Origin of the sequence: Streptomyces sp. SudanB52_2052, assembly GCF_964272415.1 — a bacterium.
GTDB classification, from domain to species: domain Bacteria; phylum Actinomycetota; class Actinomycetes; order Streptomycetales; family Streptomycetaceae; genus Streptomyces; species Streptomyces olindensis.
Genome location: NZ_OZ186796.1, coordinates 1,038,711 through 1,054,022, shown reverse-complemented (window position 1 = coordinate 1,054,022; position 15,312 = coordinate 1,038,711). Strand labels below are relative to the sequence as shown.

10 protein-coding genes are annotated in these 15,312 nt (G+C 73.3%); 3 read left to right on the top strand and 7 right to left on the bottom strand.

All coding sequences use genetic code 11. The annotated features are described in order from the left end of the window. Positions 1-70: 70 nt before the first annotated feature. On the top strand, positions 71-4,633 hold the full coding sequence (locus ACSUPV_RS04570) for a beta-ketoacyl synthase N-terminal-like domain-containing protein (protein WP_436946963.1): 4,563 nt from the start codon (positions 71-73) through the stop codon (positions 4,631-4,633). 80 nt (positions 4,634-4,713) lie between these two features. Here ACSUPV_RS04570 and ACSUPV_RS04565 read toward each other — a convergent pair whose 3' ends face one another. After that, the gene (locus ACSUPV_RS04565; RefSeq protein WP_037764855.1) at positions 4,714-5,484 is read right to left on the bottom strand and encodes an AfsR/SARP family transcriptional regulator; all 771 of its coding nucleotides are present in this window, start codon (positions 5,482-5,484) and stop codon (positions 4,714-4,716) included. 332 nt (positions 5,485-5,816) lie between these two features. Here ACSUPV_RS04565 and ACSUPV_RS04560 point away from each other — a divergent pair, with 332 nt between their 5' ends. After that, complete coding sequence (locus tag ACSUPV_RS04560) at positions 5,817-6,737, top strand: ATP-binding cassette domain-containing protein (protein ID WP_436946962.1); 921 nt, start codon at positions 5,817-5,819, stop codon at positions 6,735-6,737. Next, positions 6,734-8,365 (top strand): ABC transporter permease, encoded by a 1,632-nt coding sequence (locus ACSUPV_RS04555; protein WP_382618329.1) that lies wholly within the window; start codon positions 6,734-6,736, stop codon positions 8,363-8,365. Before ACSUPV_RS04560 ends, ACSUPV_RS04555 begins: the two co-directional genes overlap by 4 nt. Positions 8,366-8,471: 106 nt before the next feature. Here the strand turns inward: ACSUPV_RS04555 and ACSUPV_RS04550 are convergent, their stop codons facing one another. The 6 genes from ACSUPV_RS04550 to ACSUPV_RS04525 form a co-directional block, all read right to left on the bottom strand. Continuing rightward, positions 8,472-9,509: an alpha/beta fold hydrolase gene (locus tag ACSUPV_RS04550; protein WP_436946961.1), complete on the bottom strand. Its 1,038-nt coding sequence runs from the start codon at positions 9,507-9,509 to the stop codon at positions 8,472-8,474. Beyond that, entirely contained in the window at positions 9,506-11,404 is a 1,899-nt protein-coding gene (locus ACSUPV_RS04545) for an HAD-IIIC family phosphatase (RefSeq protein WP_436946960.1), read from the bottom strand. Before ACSUPV_RS04545 ends, ACSUPV_RS04550 begins: the two co-directional genes overlap by 4 nt. 155 nt (positions 11,405-11,559) lie before the next feature. Then, positions 11,560-12,102, bottom strand: coding sequence for a GbsR/MarR family transcriptional regulator (locus ACSUPV_RS04540; RefSeq protein WP_359795050.1), 543 nt, complete (start codon positions 12,100-12,102; stop codon positions 11,560-11,562). A 206-nt stretch (positions 12,103-12,308) separates the two neighbouring features. Continuing rightward, a complete protein-coding gene (locus ACSUPV_RS04535; RefSeq protein WP_037764847.1) occupies positions 12,309-13,346 on the bottom strand; it encodes a 3-oxoacyl-ACP synthase III family protein in 1,038 nt (345 codons plus the stop codon). Between the two features lie 103 nt (positions 13,347-13,449). Further along, on the bottom strand, positions 13,450-14,652 hold the full coding sequence (locus tag ACSUPV_RS04530; RefSeq protein WP_031121068.1) for a cytochrome P450: 1,203 nt from the start codon (positions 14,650-14,652) through the stop codon (positions 13,450-13,452). 329 nt (positions 14,653-14,981) lie between these two features. Next, entirely contained in the window at positions 14,982-15,218 is a 237-nt protein-coding gene (locus ACSUPV_RS04525) for a ferredoxin (RefSeq protein ID WP_078650918.1), read from the bottom strand. Positions 15,219-15,312: the final 94 nt, after the last annotated feature.

Below are 15,312 nucleotides of genomic sequence, written 5' to 3'. Positions count from 1 at the left end.
GTGTGCCGGGCGCCCGCGACGGACCCGTCCGCGCGGACGTCCGGCGAACCACTGGGGGAGAGGAACGGCCATGACCGATGACGCCCTGCTGAGGCGTTCCCTGGACGCCGTCCGGACACTGCGCGAGCAGGTCGGGCGGTTGCGCGCCCGGACCGAGGAGCCCGTCGCGGTGGTCGGCCTGGGCTGCCGCTTCCCCGGCGGCGCGGACACCCCCGAACGCTTCTGGGACCTGCTGCGCGAGGGCCGCGACGGCATCGTGGACGTCCCCGCCGACCGCTGGCCCGGGGAGCGCTGGTACGCGCCCGACCGCGACACCCCCGGCACCGCCTACACCCGCCGCGGCGGCTTCCTCGCCGAAGGCGCCCACGCCTTCGACGCGTCGTTCTTCGGCGTCCCGGACGCCGAGGCCCGCGAGATGGACCCGCAGCACCGGCTGCTGCTGGAGGCGAGCTGGCAGGCGCTCGAACACGCGGGGCTGCTCTCCGGCACCCGGGCCGAACAGCGCATCGGCGTGTTCGTCGGCATCTCCGGATCCGAGAACGCCCTGCGGCCCCGGCCGCTGCGGGACGCCGGGCCGTACACGGCCACCGGCTCCGCCATCAGCGTCGCCGCGGGCCGGGTGGCCCACACCCTGGGGCTGCGCGGCCCCGCCCTGGCCGTGGACACGGCGTGCTCCTCGTCGCTGCTCGCCGTCCACCTGGCGGTGGAGAGCCTGCGCCGCGGCGAGTGCGCGGCGGCCGTGGCCGGCGGAGTGAGCGCGATGCTGTCACCGGCCGTCATGGTCGCCCTGAGCCGGATGGAGGCCCTGGCCGCGGACGGGCGCTGCAAGGTCTTCGACGCCGCGGCCGACGGCTACGCCCGTGCGGAGGGCTGCGGCATGGTCGCCCTCATGCGCGCCGGGGACGCGGCGGCCGTACGCGCCCCCGTGCTCGCCCTCATCAGGGGATCGGCCGTGAACCACGACGGCCGCACCAGCGGCCTGACCGTCCCCAACGGCAGGGCGCAGCGCGAACTGATCGGCCAGGCCCTGAAGACGGCCCGGACCGACCCGCACGACGTGGACTACCTGGAGGCGCACGGCACGGGCACGCCGCTGGGCGACCCGATCGAGGTGCGCGCCGCCGCCGACGTCCTGTGCGCCGGGCGGACGTCCGAGGCCCCGCTGCGCATCGGCGCCGTCAAGTCCAACGTCGGGCACCTGGAGGCGGCGGCCGGAGTGGCGGGCCTGATCAAGACGGTCCTCGCCCTGCGGCACGGGGAGATCCCGGGCAACCTCCATCTGCGCACCCCCAACCCGCGGCTCGGCGTCGAGCGGCTGCCGGTGGTCCTCAACGACCGGACCAGTCCCTGGCCGGTCCACGCCGACGGGCGGCCGCGCACCGCGGGCGTCAGCTCCTTCGGCTTCAGCGGCACCAACGTGCACGTCGTCGTCACCGAGCCCCCGGCCGTGCCACCCCGCGAGACCGGCCCCGAACGCCCCGCCCACGTGCTGGCCCTGTCGGCCCGCGACCCGCAGGGCCTGCGCGAGGCGGCGGCCCGCCTCGGCGACTGGCTGGCACGCCACCCCGAGGCGGCCCTCGCGGACGTCTGCCACACCACCACCGCCCGCCGCGCGCACTTCGCGCACCGCGCCGCCCTCGTGACCGCGTCGCGCGGCGAACTCACCGACTGGCTGGCCGGACTGGCCACCGCCGACGCCCCCGAGGTGGCCGGCGGCGGCCGGCAGCTCTCCGCGTCCGACGTGGTCGGCGCCCGCGACCGCGCCCCGGCGCGGCCGGTCGCCTTCCTGCTCGACGCCACCGCCGACAGGGCGGCCCGCATCGTCGCGGCACTGCACCCCACCCACCCCGGTTTCCGCGCCCACTACGACCAGTGCGCCACCGACCTCACGACAGCCACCGACACGACCCCGGCCGACCCGGACCGCACCGACCCCGCCCCCGGGCCCGACCGTTCCGCACTCGCGCGGGACGTGCGGACCATCGCCTGTCAGGTCGCCCTGGTGCGTACGCTCGCGGACTGGGGTCTCGCACCGGGGGCCGTGGCCGGCGGGAACACCCCCGGAAACCTCGCGGCCGGTCTGCTCGGCGGCGTACTCGACGCCCGGGCGGCCGGCGGCCTGCTCGCCGCCCGGCACACCGGTGCCCCCGCGCCCGCCGCCCTGCCCCGGCGCGCCCCCGCCCTGCGCCTGCTGCACGGCCCGCACGCCGCCGAGATGACCGCCGACCAGGCCGCCGACCCGGCCTTCTGGGCCCCGGAGGGGGCGGGCACCTCGGCGCGGGCGGCGGCCGGGGCGCTCGCCGCGCACGGCTACGACACCCTGGTCCACATCGGCGGCACACCGGCCCCGGAGGACCCGGACGGTGTGTGGCGACTGCCCGGCGCCGACATCTGGACCGAACTCCTCGACGGCCTGGCCCACCGCCACCTGACGGGTGACGAGGTCGACTGGTCCGCCTTCGACGACGGCTACGACCGGAGCCGGCTGGACCTGCCCGGGCAGACCTTCCGCCGCCGCGAGTACCGCACCGCCCCCACCGAGACGGACGCCCCGGCGGCACCCGGCGCGGGCACACCCGTCGGCACCCTGGGCCTGCGGACGCTGCCGTCCCCGCTCGAGCAGCGGCAGTTCACCACCACGGTGAGCCGTGCCCTGCTGCCGGAGGTCGCCGACACCGCGGGCGTCGTCCACGTCGGCCACTACCAGGACATGCTGGCGTCGGCCGCGCGCCCCGCGGGCGGACTGCGGCTGGCCGGCGTCACCTTCGAACAGGCACTCACGCTCACCGGCGCGAGGGAACGCGCCGTGCACCTCGTGCTCGATCCGCCCGACGGCGACGGCTGGTCCGGGTTCTCGGTGCACAGCCGGGCCACCGACGAAGCGTCCGGCCCGGGCGAACCGCACACCTGGCGCCGGCACGCCGGGGGCCGGATGCGCCCGGACCCGGCCGCCGAGGACCCCGCCGCCGACGCGCGGCCGCTGACCGAGGAGGCCCGCGCCGCGATCAGGGAACGCTGCCTCGAGCGGATCGACGGCACCGAGTTCCACCGCCGCCTCGCCGAGCGGGGCGTGCCGTACGGCCCGTCGGTCGCCTGGGTCACCGAGGCCTGGCTGGGCGACGGCGAGATCCTCGCCCGGCTCCGTGCCCCGTCGGCCGAGGAGACGCACGGTGGACCCGGCCGCCCCGCCCCCGAACTCCCGGTGCCGCCGGGCGTGCTGGACGCCTGCGCCCCGCTCTACGCGCTCGCCGCGGAGCGGGACCTGCACGAGCGCGACCTGTTCATGGTCGCGGGTCTCGGCGAGGCCGGTTTCGGCGCCCGCGCGGACGGTCCGCTGTGGTGCCACGTACGGCTGACCGCTCCCGCCACCCGCGACCGCCTGGTCGGCGACCACCTCCTGTGCGCCGAGGACGGCCGGACGGTCGGCTGGGCCCGCGGCACCGAGATCAGGGTCATCGGCCCCGGCGGCCCCGCCCCGGACACCCCGCCCACCGACGCGGCGGCCGACGCGGCCCGCGCGCGGTGGCACGGGCGGTCCGGCCGCGCGGCCCTGCGGGCCCGCCTCGCGCGGATGGTCGGGGAGCTGCTGCAACTGCCGCCCGAGGACGTCCCGTTCACCCAGCCGCTGGCGGAGACCGGACTGGACTCGCTGGCCGCCCTCGAACTGCGCCGGCGCGTCCGTGCCGAGGCTGCCGTCGACCTCCCGGTCGACCTCCTCATCGCCGGGCCCACCCTCGACGAGGTACTGGACCGCGTCATGGCGTCCGTCGAGGGACACGCCGTGGCCGGGCCCCGGCGCCCCTACGACAAGGACAGTGCCCGCTGGCTCCCGGTCACCCCGCGCGACGACTGCGCCGTACGGGTGTTCTGCCTGCCCTACGGCGGCCGCGGGGCCTCGCTGTACCGGGACTGGGCGGCCGCCGCGGATCCCGCGGTCGACGTGTGCCCGGTGCAGCTGCCGGGCCGTGAGGAACGCGGGGACGAGCATCCCGTCGACGCGGTGGAGGACGCGGTGGAGGCCGTCGCGCAGGCGCTCGAGCCCTACCTGGACCGGCCCTTCGCCCTCTACGGCCACAGCATGGGTGCCCTGCTGGCCTTCCGGCTGGCGCACCGGCTGGGCCCCAAGTACGGGGAGTCGCTGCGCCACCTCTTCGTCAGCGCGTTCAGCGCGCCGACGGGGCGGGAGAATCCGCTGGGCGCGCGGCTGCGGTCGGTCACGCGCAGCCTGGGCTTCACCGAGATGCCCGGTCACGAGGAGCTGATGAGCCTGCGCCGCGCGGAGCCGGAACGCTATCGGGACGCGCTGCGCACGGAACTGGGCGACGATCTGGCCGGCGTGGCCGAGGTGGCCCTGGACGGCGCGGGGTACGCGGACCTGCGGATCGTCGAGAGCTACCGCCACGACCTGACCGAGCCGCCGCTGCACCTGCCCGTGACGGCCTTCCACGGCGCCGCCGACCCGGTGGTGTCCGAGGCGGACGCGAGGGCCTGGCGGACGCTGACCACCGCGGACTTCGAGCTCCTGGTCCTGCCGGGCGACCACTACTTCGTCCACGGCGACCAGAGCGGGCCGAGGGTCCTGGCGGAGCTGACGCACCGTCTGCGCGCCGCGCACCGGTCGCCGTGGAGCTGAGACCGCTCCGCGGTGACGAACGGCGAGGGCGGGCGGAGCCCGGTGGCTCCGCCCGCCCCCCGTGGCGGCTGCGGCGCGGGTCATACCGCGGTGGGCAGCTCCAGCCGTTCGTCGGCGATCAGGATGGCCTGCTGCAGATCCCGCAGTGCCCGGCACGGCTCCAGACCCAGCTCCTCGTTGAGGCGGGTCCGGGCCTGCTGGTAGGTGCGCAGTGCGTCGGCCTGCCGCTCGGAGCGGCACAGGGCGAGCATCAGCTGGCGGTAGAACGTCTCCCGCAGCGGGTGCTGGGCCGTCAGGGAGTAGAGGCGGCCGACGAGTTCACGGTGCAGGCCGAGACTGAGCTGCGCCTCGATCAGCGACTCGACGCACTCCAGCCGGGTCTCCTCCAGCCACGTGGCGAATCCCTCGATGATCGGCCCGTCGCACAGGTCGCCGAGGGCCGGGCCGCGCCAGAGGGAGAGTCCCGTCTCGAATGCGGCGACGGCGTTCTCCGGCCGGCCTTCCTTGAGGTGCCGCCGCCCCTGGTGGAGCAGCTCCTGGAACCGGTCGACATCGAACTCGTCGTCGCCGAGATGGAACAGATATCCGGGAGGCCGCGTGAGAATCGGATTGTGCCGGCTGCCGGGTTGCGCGAGGAACTTTCGGAGTTGGGAGATGTACACGTGAATGCCTGCCGTTGCCCGGCGTGGGGGATTGTCCCCCCAGATCTCGGCGATGGCCTCGTCGATGGAGACCACCTGTCGGGCGCGGATGAGCAGGAGGACCAGCAGCACCTGCATCTTCCTGGCGCTGACGAACCTGCCGCCCCGAGTGTCGGTCACCCGTACCGGTCCGAGTATGTCGTATTGCACTAACTCAACCCCCGTTGACAATACGCTGCTTCCGTTTCTGTACTTTCCGTGAAGCGAATGTCAAGGCTTCTCCCGTCCACCTCCGTGTGATGTGCCGGACAAGTGTTCCCGTGGCCGTGCAGGCCTTTGCAGGCTATGAGAAAGCGGAAGGCGTCTGAAGCCCCTACCCACCCCTAAGAGCCCCCTAGGGTCCCGCCTGTCGATGCATGCCTGGCGCACAGGGGGCAGGGGGACGGACCCCGGCCCGCCCGGGCTGCACCCGTCCGCCCCGGCCCCGCGAACTGAGATTTCGCAGATTTCACAAAGTCGTGGAAGTTTGATACGTTGTGACAGTGACGAACTCCATTGCCGTAGCAGGCTTAGTGAAGACGTTCGGTCAGGTGCGGGCCCTCGACGGTTTCGACCTGGCGGTCAGGCAGGGCGAGGTGCACGGCCTCCTGGGGCCCAACGGCGCCGGCAAGTCCACGACCATCCGGGTCCTGCTCGGCCTGCTGCGGGCCGATGCCGGCGAGGTTCGGATGCTGGACGGAGACCCCTGGCACGAGGCCGTGGACCTGCACCGCCGTCTCGCCTACGTACCGGGCGACGTGAACCTCTGGCCCAATCTCTCCGGCGGCGAGTCGATCGACCTGATCGGCAAGTTGCGCGGCGGCATCGACAAGAGGCGTCGCGACGAGCTGCTGGAGCGGTTCAAACTCGATCCCACGAAGAAGTTCCGGACCTACTCCAAGGGCAACCGGCAGAAGGTGGCCCTGGTCGCGGCGCTCGCCTCCGACGTGGAGCTGTACATCTTCGACGAGCCCACCTCCGGTCTCGACCCCCTCATGGAGTCGGTGTTCCAGAGCTGCGTCCTCGACCTGAAGCGGGACGGCGCGACCGTGCTGCTGTCCAGTCACATCCTGGCCGAGGCGGAGGCCCTGTGCGACCGCGTCAGCATCATCCGTGAGGGCCGCACCGTGGAGTCCGGCTCGATGAAGGAGCTGCGCCACCTCACCCGGGTCTCGATCACGGTCCAGACGGAGCGCGAGCTGACCGGTCTCGACCGGTTCGAGGGCGTCCACGACGTGCGCTCCGACGCCGACGGGCTCAGCTTCACCGTCGACAGCGGCAAGGTCGGCGCCGTGATCAGCCACGCGGCCGACTTCGGCATCGTGTCCCTGACCAGCGCCCCGCCCACGCTGGAGGAACTGTTCATGCGGCACTACGGCGAAGAGGTGCCCGCCCAGCGCGAGACGGCCGGAGCGCGGCGATGAGCCGTTACTTCGCCGGCACCGGCGACCTGCTCCGGCTCGCCCTGCGCCGGGACCGGATCCAACTCCCGCTGTGGATCATCGGACTGACCCTGGTGCAGACGGCCACGGCCTCCAGCATCAGCGGCCTGTACGCAACCGAGAAGGACCGGATCGCCGCCCAGACCAGCGCCGCCGACAACCCGGCCTCCCTGGTGTTCAGCGGCCTGGTCTCCGGCGCCAGCGAGGGCGCCACGGCCATGACGCAGTCCCTGCTGCTCGTCCTCGCGGCCGCCGCGTTGATGAGCACCCTCGCCGTCGTCCGCCACACCCGGCAGAACGAGGAACTGGGACGTTCCGAGCTGATCGGCTCCACCGCCGTCGGCCGGCACGCGGCCCTCACGGCCGGACTGCTCCTCGCCGTCCTGGCCAACGTGGTGCTCGCGGTCGTCAGCGCCCTCGGACTGGCGTCGGCGGGTCTGCCGCCGGGCTCCTCCTTCGCGGCCGGCGCCGCGATCGGCGCGGTCGGTGTCTCCTTCGCCGGCGTCGCCGCGGTCACCGCCCAGATCTGGGAGAGTTCCCGGGCCGCCAACGGCGCCGCGGCGGCCGTGCTCGGCGTGGCGTTCATGCTGCGCGCCGTCGGCGACGTGGCCGGCCGCACCACCGACGGCGGCCTGCGCGTCGAGAGCGCCTGGCCCTCCTGGTTCTCCCCGATCGGCTGGGGCCAGCAGATCCGCCCCTACGACCAGGATCGGTGGTGGGTGCTGGCCCTGCCGCTCGCCGCCTTCGTCGTCCAGGTCGGCGTGGCCTTCGCCCTCACCCGCGTCCGCGACGTCGGCATGGGCATGCGCGCGGTGTCGCCCCGCCCGCCCGAGGCCGCCCCCGCCCTGCTCAGCCCGACCGGTCTGGCCTGGTTCCTGCACCGCGGGTCCCTGGCCGGCTGGGCCGTCGGCGTGTCCGTCATGAGCTTCGCCTTCGGCGTCGTCGGCGACGAGATCAACGACCTGATCGGCGACAGCGAGCGCACCGCCGAGATCATCCAGCAACTCGGCGGCACCGGCTCGCTGCTGGACGCCTACCTGTCCGCCACCATCGGCCTGATGGGCCTCGCCGTCGCCGGATTCGCCGTGCAGTCGCTGAACCGGATGCGCCACGAGGAAACCAGCGGCGGACTGGAGACAGTGCTGTCCGCGGCCACCAGCCGGTTCAGCTGGCTGACGGGCCATCTGGTCGTCACGCTCGCCGGTGTCACCGTGCTGATGCTGCTCACCGGGATCAGCGCCGCCGTCGGCTACGGCCTGGCCACCGGGGACATGGGAGCGGAGTTCGGCTCCCTCGTCGCGGCCGCGCTGGTGCGCCTGCCGGCCGTGCTGGTGCTGGCCGCGTTCGCCGTGCTGACCTTCGGCTCCCTGCCCCGGTTGGCCATCGGCCTGCCCTGGGCGGCGTTCGCGGTGTGCCTGCTGATCAGCCAGATCGGCTCGACGCTGGACCTGCCGCAGGTGGTCATGGACATCTCGCCGTTCAGTCACGTACCCGGTCTGCCCGGCGGCGACTTCACGGTCGGCCCCCTGCTGGTGCTGCTGGTGATCACGGCGGTCCTCACCGCCGCGGGCACCGCCCTGTTCCGCCGCCGCGACCTGGCCCTCCAGTGACATCCCCCGGCTGAGGGCCGGTCCGCGACGGCACAGCCGTCACCGGGACCGCGGCATCCCCCGACGCGGTCCCGGTGACGGCCCTTTCGAGCGCGTGGCGCCCCGCTCAGGACGGCGGGGCACCGTCCCGCATGGCCAGCAGCGAACCGAACGTCCACTCCACGGTCTGCTGGACGTGCCCCGGCGCGCCGTGCACGTCGTCGAACTCGTTCAGGGTCAGCCGCCGCACGTGCCGGCGCAGGAACGCCGGATCCCCCGCGGGGACGATCTCGTCGCGCAGGCTGGCCGAGTAGCAGACCGGGATGTCCAGCGCGGACAGCTCCTGTGGCGTCAGCGCCCACTCGGCCAGTACCGCGCCCAGCGCCCCGTCGTCACCCGGCGCCACGCCCGTCAGCCGGGCCAGCGTGTCCCGGGTGATGCGCGGCAGCCGACGCTGCCAGGCGCCGTCGGTGAAAAAGACGCTGACCGGCGCCCCGGACGTCACGATCCCGCGCAGCCGCGCGTCCCGCCCCGCCCAGCGCAGCGCCAGATGCCCGCCGAAGCTGTTCGCGAGGGCGTAGGTGCGGGAGACGTCCGCGCGGTCCGCGACCGCGTCCAGCACGGCCGGCAGCATCCGCCAGCTGTCCCGGTCGTACACGAGGGAGTTCTCGCCCACGCCCGGCAGTTCCGTCACGACCACCGCCATGCCCAGCTGGGCCGCCTGCAGCACCACCGGCGCCCACTGCTCCTTGACGCTGACGATCCCGCCCGTCACCAGCAGCAGCGGCTTCGGCTCCGCGGCGGACAGACCACCCGCCCAGCAGACCAGCTCCCCACCGGGCGACTTCACCCGCACCGGCTCGATGTCCGGATGCTGCCCGCGCCACCGGTCGAACACCGACCGGGCCCGCTCGTAGGCCGAGCGCCGCGCCGGACCGTCGACGAACGGGAAACGGGCCATGGCCGAGCACAGGAACGACGGCAGCAGCCGGCCGGTCTCGGCCAGCGCGGCCGCCGTCGCCGACCACTCCACCGCCCACGACCCCGGGGCACCGTCCTCGTCGTTGGTGACCCGGTTTAGCACCTCCGCGTAGAGCTCGGGCGGCAGTTGCAGGGCCCGGGCGTGGACGCGCGTGAACTCCTTGAGCTCGGCGACGTCGTTCATCGTGTTCCCTCCCGCTCCCAGCGCACCGTCAGGCCCAGGTGCCCGGGCACCGCCGTGATCCGCCGCAGCTCATGACGGAACAGGGCGGACCCGTCCTCGGCGTGCCCGTGTGCGTCGAAGCCGTTGCGCGGATAGAAGTCCTTGACCTTGCCGTTCTTCGGGGACGGCACATAGCGGGCCTCGACGGCCTCGGCGCCGCGGGCGCGGGCGTGCTCCAGCAGCGCCGCCAGGCAGCCCTGCTCGATGCCCCGGGCGAAGACCCGGCAGCTCAGCAGGAAGTTGTCGATGCGCCACACCGGCCCGCCGGTCCGCACGAACACCGCCCCGACCAGCCCGTTGTCCCCGAAGCGGTCGCCGGACCTGATGGCCAGGACCAGCTGCCCGGGCGAACCGGCCAGCGCGCGGACCTCGTCGTGCTGAAGCCGCCGCGTGGTCAGGTTGAACTGGTTCGTGCGCTGCGTGAGCTGCGCGAGCCGGGGCGTGTCGGTCTCGCTCGCCGTGGCCAGTTCCACCCGCACCTCCAGCTCGCGCAGGTAGTCCTCCAGCGAGGCGAAGGAGTCGAGGAAGTCCTTGCGGACGAGTTCCTCGCGGTAGCGGGCAGGTCGCCGTACGTCGTCCTCCGTGAGGTCCCGCACGTCGAACCAGCCGTCGGCGAGCAGCCGTCGGGCGTGCAGCGCGGGATCGCCGTCCAGGTGCAGCACCGTCACCTCCGGCAGTTCCCGGGCGACCAGGCCGCACTCGTAGGCGCTGTCGTCAGCGAAGACGAAACTGTCCAGACCGAGGTTGAGGTCCTCCGCCAGGGCCCGCAGATTCCCGTGCTTGGGCTCCCAGTTGGCCACGACGCGCACGAAGTCGTCCTCACGCAACGTCATCTCGGGATGCTCACGCAGCACCTGCCGCACCGGGTCCAGGTCGTTCTTGCTGACCGCGGCCAGCAGCACCCCACGCGAGGCGAGCTGCGCGACCACCCGTTGCAGCTGCCGGAACGCCCGGCCCCGCAGGCCACCGGCGACCTCGATGCCCTCCGGCCCGTCGTCGCCCAGCACCCCGCCCCACAACGTGCCGTCCAGGTCGACGGCGAGCACCTTCTTCGCCCGCCCGGACCGCCCGCGCACCAGGTGGGCCAGGTCGCGGGCGAGGGCGGCGGTCAACTCGGGCGTGAACGGCGTTCCCGTGTACGCCACCAGGCGGGCGTCGCCCAGGGCGGCCGGACCGGTGAGCAACTGGTCCAGGTCGAGGACGACGAGCCCCGGATGCTCCTCCATCAGCCCCAGCAGCCGGGCGTTCCCCCTCCGCCACACCGCGCCCAGCCGGGAGCGGGAGCGGTGGTCCACCAACTGGGCGGAGAACTCCCGGGGGAGCGGCAGGGTGGTGTACACGAGCGTGCCCGACCCGGCCGAGGCATGAGTGGCGGCGAGCTTGTCCAGGAGCCGGACCTTCTCGGCCAGCACCTGCTCCACGTCCTCGGGCCGCCAGGGCCAGGGGACCTCGTCGAAGACCACGTCGGCGTCCAGCACGCACACGACCAGGTCACCGCCGGCCGCGTACACCTCGCTCGCGGGATCGGCCAGATCGAACAGCCAGCTGCCGAAATCGCCGACGTGCGGGCGCAACAGCAGTCCATGCCGGGCCAGTTCCGCGGTGAGCGGCGGGACCAGCCCGCTCACCGTGCCGTGCCCGGTGACCGCGACCGACACGGTCGGCTGGCCCGGATGCTCGGCGAGCACCTCGTCGGGCGACAGACGCGTCAGCAACCGCCCCGCGCGCTGCAGTTCGTCGTCACCGAGCCCGCGCAGCAGCTCGGGCAGCCGCGGATACTCGGCGGCCAGGCGGCCGGACCGGTGCAGGTCCGCCACGGGGTCGGCGGCGGGCGGGGGAGCGGGGGCCGAGGACACGGATCACACCCTCCAGGCGAGGCTTCGCGGCGGCCCGACCCGTGGACGCGGCACCGCACCCCGGGCGGGCGCCACCAGCCTCACCGTGCCCGCTTGCCGCCGGCTTGCAGGCACCTAAAGCGGCCGCCCCCGCACCTCCGGCCCGCCCGAACGGCTCAGGACTCCTCGGCCCGCGTCTCACCCTGTGTCTCGCCCTGCGACTCGCGCCAGCGCGTCATGAGCTTGGGCACCTCGCCGCGGATGAACTCGAAGAACCGCCGCGTCTCGTCCAGCCGCGCCGCCCCGGGGCTGTCGTCGCCCAGCGCGGCGATCCCGTCGGCGAGGTTGTCCTCCAGCCGCAGGAACACCTCGTCGCGGCGGGCGAACATCTCGTACCACATGCCGTCCGTGACCCGGTAGTGGTCATGGCGCTGCCCCGGCTCCCGCTGCCGCTCGACCAGGCCCAGCTGCATCAGGTACCGCACCGCCTGCGACACCGCGGCCCGGCTGATCTTCAGCTGGTTCGCCAGCTCGACGGCGGTCAGTCCGTCCTTCGAGATGAGCACCGCCACGAACACCCGCGCGGCCATCCGTGGAAAGCCGAGCCCCGCCATGCTGAGCGCGAACTGCTCGATGAAGCGGCTCACCGCCAGTTCCTGGCCGGTGTCCTGCCGAGTGCCGTCCGGGGCGACCGCCATCAGCGCATCCCTCCGCGTCATGTGTACCGATGTGCCGTACGCCTGGGAGATGGACGAACGCACCGGAACTTTCGTTCACTGTTTCATGAAAACCATATATCACCGGGCGTCGAATGCGGGTGCTCCGGCATGCACGTCGGCGCCCCGGCCCCTCAACAGGGCCGCGGCGCCGACACACACGCAACGGAACGGCACAGCCGTACCAGGACCGTCAGGACGTAGGACCGTCAGACCGCCTCCAGTGCGAAGCCCGACTTGATCCACTTGCTCGACTCGATCGCGACCCCGACCGCCCGGTCCCCGGACGCCAGCCGCGACAGCAGCCGCTCCAACTGGAAGAACACCAGCGCGTTGCCGTTGTTGCCGGTCTCCTCCACGCAGGACACCTCCCGCGCCTCCGGCAACCCCATCCGCTCCCGGATCCGCGCCGTCATCCGGCCCGACAACTGCGGCGGCAGCACGTACGACAGGTCCCCGGGCTTCCACTCCAGCCCGTCCAGCACCTCCTCGGCCGACTCGGCGGCCAGCACCGGAACCGCCTCCTCGATCGCCTTGTAGTCCTCGCTCACCGGAGGGCCGTCGAAGCGTCTGCTCGCCCCGTACCAGTCCAGGGTCTGACCCGGCTCCCGCCCCAGCCCGACCAGCCGCGTGAACACCGCCCGCAGCGCCGGACCCGGCGACGGGTCCGCGCTGAGCACCAACGCACCCGCCCCGTCCCCGAACAGCAACAGGTTCACCAACTGCGCCGGCGGCAGCGCCGCGGCGTCCATGTCCGGGTCCACCAGCTTCGCCGACACGTCACCGCCCAGCACCAGCGCCGTACGGTGCCCCCCGGACAACAGCAGCGACGCCGCCAGCGACAGCGCCTGCACCGCACCCGAACACCCCGACTGCAACTGGTACGTGGGCACCTGGTCGATGCCAAGCCGGTCGGCGATCACGTTCACCGTCGTCGGCATCAGCATGTCGGGCATGGCCGTGCCCATCACCATCACATCGACGTCCGACGGCTCCAGACCCGCCGCGGCCAGCGCCCGCCGCCCCGCCGTCTCCCCCAGATCCGCCAGCGAGAACCGCGGCTCACCCGACTCCAGATCCACCGCGAGATGCCGGAACCGCGTCCCGATGAACGCCTCGGCCCACTGCCCCCACGCCGGCCCCAGACCCATACGGCGCCCCAGCGTGGCGTTGTCGATCCGCGGACCCGGCGCCGCCGTACCCACCGACGCCACCCGCAGCACCGGACGCCCGTTCAGAACCAGCACCGCACCGCACCTCCCCGCCGCGCCACGGCCACCCCGGGCCACCGCCCGGGCCGGCACACCGACCGCACCGGACGCACCCGGCGCCCGGCGCCCACGGCCCGCCTCACCACGTCACCGGAAGCCGCTGCGCGGCATACATCGTCGCCTCCGAACGCAGCGGCACCTCGTCCGCGTCCACCGCCAGCCGCAGTCCCGGGAACCTCCGGAACAGCGCCGCATACGCGATCCGCATCTCCACCCGCGCCAACTGCTGCCCCAGGCACTGGTGGATGCCGTAGCTGAACGCCATGTGCCCGGACGTCGAACGCCCCACGTCCAGCCGGTCCGCATCCTCGAAACGCCCCGGATCACGATTGACCGCCGCGAGCGACACCGTCACCCCGTCACCCGCCTTGATCAGCCTGCCCTCCAGCTCCACGTCCTCCAGCGCCGTGCGCGGGACCCCGAACTGCGCGATCGTCAGATACCGCATCAGCTCCTCGACCGCGTTGCCGAACAGCTCCGGATCCTCCCGCAGCCGCGCCAGCTCGCCGGGATGACGCAGCAGCGCGTACGTCCCCAGCGACAGCATGCTCGCCGTCGTCTCGTGCCCCGCCATCAGCAGCAGCATCCCCACCCCGGTCAGCTCCGCGTCGCTCAGCTCACCGGAGGCGATCAGCCCGCTCAGCAGATCGTCCGCGGGCTCCTTGTGCTTCAGCTGCACCAGCTCGTGGATCAGCCCGTAGATCGCCCCGAAGGCCGCCGCCACCTCCTCGTGCGACGACCCGATCCGCATGACCGTCGTCGAATGATCCTGGAACCGCGGCCGCTCACTGTACGGAACGCCCAACAGCTCACAGATGACCAGCGACGGGATCGGCAGCGCGAACGACGGCACCAGATCCGCCGGCGGCCCCTGCCGCTCCATCGCGTCCAGATGCTCCTCCGTCACCTGCGCGATCCGCGGCTCCAGCGCCTTCATCCGCCGCACGGTGAACTGCCCCGTCAGCAGCCGCCGGTACTTCGTGTGGTCCGGCGGATCCATGTGCATGAAGAAACCGGGCGGCACCGTCTCCCACGGCCGGCCCCCCGACGGCAGTTCGAACGGCACCTTCTTCAAGTCGCCACGAGCCGAGAACCGCTGATCGCTCAGTACCTTGCGGGCCGCGGCATGACTGGTCACCAGCCACCCCACATGCCCGTCCGGATACAGCAGCGGACTCACCGGCTCCTCCTCACGCAGCCGGCCCAGCTCCTCGGGCGGATCCAGCGGACGCGTGCGCTCGGTCGGCAACCGCCGGGGCGGCGTGGACAGCGTGTCCGTCATCTCGGTTCCCTTCTCGGCCTGCTCCCGCGACCGGCGAATCCGGCGCGGCGGGCGGACGGAACCGGCAGGTGACAGAGCGCCAGGGCACGCCGGGGCACGGTGGTGCGCCCGCCCCGCGCCCGGAACACCGCTGCGCGACGGCGGCGACGACCACACCGGTCCACGCCTTCGCGCCCAGCCTCCGGCAGCGCGCTTAAGCCCGCCTTGCCTCGGCTTAACGCACCCCAGGGCCGCGCGCCTAAGCCCGCTTTGCCTCGGATTGACGCACCGCGGGGCCGCGCGCCTAGCCTGCCTTGCCTCGGATTGACGCACCGCGGGGCCGCGCCCTCCTACCCCGCCTCGCCCCGCGCGGCGGCCGCCTCACCGAAGCGGATGACCTGCCCGGGACACGAACGCTCGGCCTCCTCCACCGCCTCCCACTCCGCAGCGGGCGGATGCTCAGCCAGCAGCACCACCTGGCCCGTCCGCTCCTCCTGGTCGAAGACCCCGGGCGCCAGCAGCGCACACATGCCCGACGCCACGCACCGGTTCACATCGACTCCGACCTGCATGGACGAATCCCGCATGAGGGCATCCTTCCGGACTCGGACCTGCCGAACAGGCCCGTAGCGTAAGGCCTTCGACCGCCCGCCACGAAGCCGCGAAAGGCTTTAGAAACCG

Coding starts and splice junctions, on each gene's coding strand:
- ACSUPV_RS04555 (WP_382618329.1), top strand. CDS start 6,734: ATGAGCCGTTACTTCGCCGGCACCGGCGACCTGCTCCGGCTCGCCCTG.
- ACSUPV_RS04540 (WP_359795050.1), bottom strand. CDS start 12,102: ATGACGCGGAGGGATGCGCTGATGGCGGTCGCCCCGGACGGCACTCGG.
- ACSUPV_RS04525 (WP_078650918.1), bottom strand. CDS start 15,218: ATGCGGGATTCGTCCATGCAGGTCGGAGTCGATGTGAACCGGTGCGTG.
- ACSUPV_RS04530 (WP_031121068.1), bottom strand. CDS start 14,652: ATGACGGACACGCTGTCCACGCCGCCCCGGCGGTTGCCGACCGAGCGC.
- ACSUPV_RS04550 (WP_436946961.1), bottom strand. CDS start 9,509: ATGAACGACGTCGCCGAGCTCAAGGAGTTCACGCGCGTCCACGCCCGG.
- ACSUPV_RS04570 (WP_436946963.1), top strand. CDS start 71: ATGACCGATGACGCCCTGCTGAGGCGTTCCCTGGACGCCGTCCGGACA.